The following is a 4,539-nucleotide window of genomic DNA, read 5'->3' as shown; positions in this document are numbered from 1 at the left end:
GCTTTGAAAGCGACGCATCCGCCAGCATCGGCCCGCGCGCGGGCCGATGCTGGCGGATGCGTCGCTTTCAAAGCAGGCCGCCTTGCTCGGACATGGCGTGGCATTGGGCGATCTGTTGCAGATCGGCGGGGAAATCGCATCCGGCGCGCTGGTCAAGCCGTTCGACATCGACGTCGCATCCGGCGCCTATTGGCTGGTGGCCAGAAACCTGCACGACCTCTCGGAGCCGGCCGCCGCGTTCGCCGACTGGCTCAGAAGTGAATTTGCCGAAAGCAGGCGGGCGCTGGAAGCGCAGGCTTAAACCCTTCTGGCCCGGTTCCTGTCCAGCCAAATGCCAAGCCGTGGCAACAAAGATTTTGGGCGCCTGCGCGAAGCCTGCGCACCGTGGACGGCCAAATCCCAAGGTCAGGCCGCTTCTTCGGCGCGCTTCTTCTCGATCTGGCCGATCGCGTCGACCACGGCATCGAAAGTCAGCATGGTCGAAGCGTGCCGCGCCTTGTAGTCGCGCACCGGCTCCAAATATCTGAGATCCGCAAAGCGGCCGTCCGGCGGGGCGCCATTTTCCTTGAGCATCTTCAGCATGGTGTCGCGCACCGCGCGCAATTCCTCGGCACTCGCGCCGACGACATGCTGCGCCATGATCGATGACGACGCCTGGCCGAGCGCGCAGGCCTTCACGTCATGGGCAAAATCCGTGACGACGCCGTCCTGCATCTTGAGGTCGACGGTGACGGTCGAACCGCATAGCTTGGAGTGCGCCTTGGCGGTCGCGTCAGGATGATCGAGACGGCCGATGCGGGCGATGTTTCCGGCAAAACCGAGAATTTTCGCGTTGTAGACGTCGTTTATCATAATTTTCCAATCCGTCGCCGCCAAGCGAACAGCGATTGCCGCTGTCGTGTCTTCCTTTCGCTCGCTATGACCTTATATAATGCTGGCAGTCCGGTATCGACAAGAACGACGAAAGCCAATGTCCTTGCCGGGAAGTTCACGCCGCTTACGGGGCTGGAAACGGGGCGAGTTTCCGACACCGAAAGGTCGTGGTCCGTTCAACTCGTTCCTCCGCCGAGAGGGACTACGGGAGACGCCTTTATGGATGCCGTCATCAAGAAGCTAATGCCACAGTCAGCCTATATGGAAAAGCCGGTCACCGACCGGCCAAGCGAAGCCGAAGTCGAAGCCGCCGTGCGCACGCTTTTGCGCTGGACCGGCGACAATCCGGACCGCGAAGGGTTGGTCGACACGCCGAAGCGGGTGGCAAAGGCCTTTCGCGAAATGTTCGGTGGTTACGACATGTGCCCGGCCGACGAGCTCGGCCGCACCTTCGAGGAGGTCGCCGGCTACGATGACCTGGTCATCGTCAAGGACATCACATTCCATTCGCATTGCGAGCACCATATGGTGCCGATCATCGGCAAGGCGCATGTCGGGTATCTTCCGGACGGCAAGGTCGTCGGCCTGTCCAAGATCGCACGCGTCGTCGATATCTTCGCCCACCGCCTGCAAACCCAGGAGGCGCTGACGGCGCAGATCGCCGGCGTCATCCAGGACGTGCTCAATCCGCGCGGCGTCGCCGTCATGATCGAGGCCGAGCACATGTGCATGGCCATGCGCGGCATCCGCAAGCAGGGATCAACCACGCTGACCTCGACCTTCACCGGCGTTTTCAAGGACACGCCCGAAGAGCAGGTCCGTTTCGTCACCATGGTGCGCGGCGGCGGGGTCTGATCGGCCCTCGCCGGCCATCAAAATAAGGACCGGCGATGTCGGCACTGGAATTTCCAAAAGCTCCGTCGGACAAGAAGGCTCTCGAGGAAGGCGCGGTGTTTTCGCCGCGCTTCGATGCAGCCGGGCTGGTCACGGTCGTCGTGACAGACGCCGCGGACGGCATGCTGTTGATGGTTGCGCATATGAACGCGCAAGCACTGGCGCTGACGCTTGAGACCGGCATCGCCCACTACTGGTCGCGCTCGCGCAGCGCGCTTTGGAAAAAGGGCGAAACATCAGGCAATTTTCAGCATGTCGTCGAGATGCTCACGGATTGTGACCAGGATGCCATATGGTTGCGCGTCAAAGTGTTGGGCCACGACGCAACCTGTCACACTGGCCGGCGTTCATGCTTTTATCGGACGGTGGGGCTGGTCGACGGCAAAGGGACGCTTGCCATCGACGGCAGCAAGCCGCTGTTCGATGCGGAAAACACGTATCGGAAACCAACAGCTTGAACCTTCTGCCTGACACCAACGACACAGATTCATCATTTCGATACGCCCCGCTCGTATAGTAGCCGTGGGACAAGGGAGATCATGATGCTCGAGTGGGCGTCATTGCGTAACAGACCAGATGTCAGGGAGGCCAACGGCCTGTCCTCGTCAGGCGGCGCGTCCGAAACGAACTCCCAAAAGAAAACAGGCATTTCCCTCGCCTTGGGTGGCGGGTGCGCCCGCGGCTGGGCGCATATCGGCGTGCTGCGCGCGCTGGATGAAGCCGGCATCGAAGTATCGATGATCGCCGGCACCTCGATCGGCGCGCTGGTCGGCGGCTGCTATCTCGCCGGCAAACTGGACGAGCTCGAAGAATTCGCCCGCAGCCTGACCAAGCGCCGCATTTTCGGCCTGCTCGATCTCAATTTACGCGGCAGCGGCCTGTTCGGCGGCATGAAACTCGATGCAAGGCTGCGCGAGCACATGGCCGGCATTCGTTTCGAGGACCTTGCCAAGCCGTTCGTCGCGGTCACTTCCGAAATCCGCACGGGCCACGAAATCTGGCTGTCGAGCGGCTCATTGATCACCGCCATGCGCGCCTCTTATGCGCTTCCCGGCGTGTTCGAGCCGGTGAATTGCAACGGCCGCGTGCTGGTCGACGGCGCTCTGGTCAACCCCGTACCGGTTTCGGTCTGCCGCGCCTACGAGCAGCCGCTCGTCGTGGCGGTCAACCTTCACTATGACCTGTTCGGCCGTGCCGCCGTCATCAAGCACAGCGCTGGCGAACTGGTCGTCGAAAAGGACGCGCCGAGGGCCGGACATGGCGATCCCGAACACCAGTCGCATCAGACCCGGCTCGGCATCACCGGCGTCATGGTCGAGGCCTTCAACATCATCCAGGACCGCATTTCGCGCGCAAGACTTGCCGGCGATCCGCCAGACATGTCGCTACAGCCGAAGCTCAGCCATATCGGCCTGACCGAGTTCCACCGCGCCGACGAGGCGATCAAGCTCGGCTATCAGGCGACGATGGCGCAAATCGGCGAACTGACCCGGCTGCAGACAGTTCTCGCCTGATCAAAACCTACGCACGAGCCGCATCGGTGATACGAAACTGAACGGTGCGGTTGCCGTTCCAGTAATTTCCTGAGAGCGAACCGGCGACGTGGATTGTCTTGCCCCGGTTCTTGAACAGGAATTCGCCAAGCGCGGTATCGACGGCGCGAAAGGCGATCGCCTGGATCCGGCCGCCGCTTTCCGATTGCAGCTCGACGCGGATGTGATTGGTGCCGACCGGCCGCGCATCGGCCAACCGGTGGCGCGGCAACGCGAAAACAGGGGCCACGTGCCCGGCACCGAAAGGTCCGGCTTGTTCCAGCGCGTCGAGCAGGCTGAGTGTCGCGCCTTCAGCGGCAAGCGCACCGTCTATGGCCAGGCTTTCCTCGCCCTGCAGGCGAAACACGTCGGCTGCCGCCCGCTCTTCGAAAAAAGCCCTGAGCTCACCAAGCCTCGCCCGCTCGACGGTGATGCCCGCCGCCATGCCATGCCCGCCACCCTTGACGATCAGACCGGCAATGGCCGCCTCGCGCACCAGCCGGCCGAGGTCGAAACCCGAGACCGAGCGGCCCGAGCCGGTGCCGATGCCGTTGGCGTTGAAGGCGATGGCGAAGGCCGGCCGGCGGGCATGATCCTTCAGCCGTGAGGCGAGCAAACCGACGATGCCCGGATGCCAGCTGTTGCTGGCGGTGACGACGATAGCCGGGCCATTGCCGCCGGCGAGCTCCGCATCGGCCTCGGCGCGCGCCGCCGCGAGCATCTCCTGCTCCATCAGCTGCCGTTCCTGGTTGAGCCGGTCGAGCGTCTCGGCAATGGTGCGCGCCTCGACCGGGTCGTCGGTCGCAAGCAACCGGCTGCCAAGTGCGGCATCGCCGATGCGTCCGCCGGCATTGATGCGCGGGCCGATCAGATAGGCCAGATGGAAGGTGCTGATCGGCTCGCCGATGCGCGACACCCGTGCCAGTGCCGCGAGCCCTTCGTTCTTCTGCTGGCGCGCCATCTGCAGCCCCTTGACCACGAAGGCACGGTTGACGCCGGTCAGCGGCACCACGTCACAAACGGTGGCCAATGCCACGATATCGAGCAGCGAAAGCAGGTCCGGCGGCGTAGCATCGGCCATGCGGCTACGCAGGATCCTGGCCGTCTGCACAAGGGCGAGGAAGACCACGCCGGCGGCAATCGCTGTCGTCAATCCCAATCGCGACGACGACCTTTCCGGGCAGGGCCATCTCTGTGCCGCCGGCAAGGCACCGCCGACCTGGTGGTGGACGAGCACCAC

At 63.4% G+C, this 4,539-nt stretch carries 5 protein-coding genes and 1 pseudogene; 4 read left to right on the top strand and 2 right to left on the bottom strand.

The window, feature by feature from the left end; all coding sequences use genetic code 11:
• Positions 1–31: 31 nt before the first annotated feature.
• Positions 32–301, top strand: a pseudogene (locus tag EN991_RS24635) (LysR substrate-binding domain-containing protein); the annotation flags it as partial.
• A gap of 104 nt (positions 302–405) precedes the next feature.
• Here EN991_RS24635 and EN991_RS24630 read toward each other — a convergent pair.
• Positions 406–852 carry an iron-sulfur cluster assembly scaffold protein gene (locus EN991_RS24630; protein WP_013531981.1) on the bottom strand — a complete coding sequence of 149 codons (447 nt, stop codon included), beginning with the start codon at positions 850–852 and terminating at the stop codon, positions 406–408.
• A gap of 240 nt (positions 853–1,092) precedes the next feature.
• On the opposite strand from EN991_RS24630, the gene folE reads away from it, so the two are divergent.
• From folE to EN991_RS24615, 3 genes are all read left to right on the top strand, one after another.
• Positions 1,093–1,728 (top strand): GTP cyclohydrolase I FolE, encoded by a 636-nt coding sequence (gene folE / locus EN991_RS24625; RefSeq protein WP_013531982.1) that lies wholly within the window; start codon positions 1,093–1,095, stop codon positions 1,726–1,728.
• Between the two features lie 35 nt (positions 1,729–1,763).
• Complete coding sequence (gene hisI, locus EN991_RS24620) at positions 1,764–2,225, top strand: phosphoribosyl-AMP cyclohydrolase (protein WP_013531983.1); 462 nt, start codon at positions 1,764–1,766, stop codon at positions 2,223–2,225.
• An 81-nt stretch (positions 2,226–2,306) separates the two neighbouring features.
• On the top strand, positions 2,307–3,281 hold the full coding sequence (locus EN991_RS24615) for a patatin family protein (RefSeq protein WP_206519243.1): 975 nt from the start codon (positions 2,307–2,309) through the stop codon (positions 3,279–3,281).
• Positions 3,282–3,288: 7 nt separating this feature from the next.
• Here the strand turns inward: EN991_RS24615 and EN991_RS24610 are convergent.
• Positions 3,289–4,539, bottom strand: a 1,251-nt coding sequence (locus EN991_RS24610; protein WP_127369734.1) for a DHHA1 domain-containing protein, incomplete at its 5' end; no start/stop codon positions are given.

Origin of the sequence: Mesorhizobium sp. M7A.F.Ca.US.005.03.2.1 (genome assembly GCF_003997795.1) — a bacterium.
Classification (GTDB): domain Bacteria; phylum Pseudomonadota; class Alphaproteobacteria; order Rhizobiales; family Rhizobiaceae; genus Mesorhizobium; species Mesorhizobium ciceri.
The sequence above is the reverse complement of the archived record's forward strand: the minus strand, read 5'-3'. Positions and strand labels throughout refer to the sequence as shown.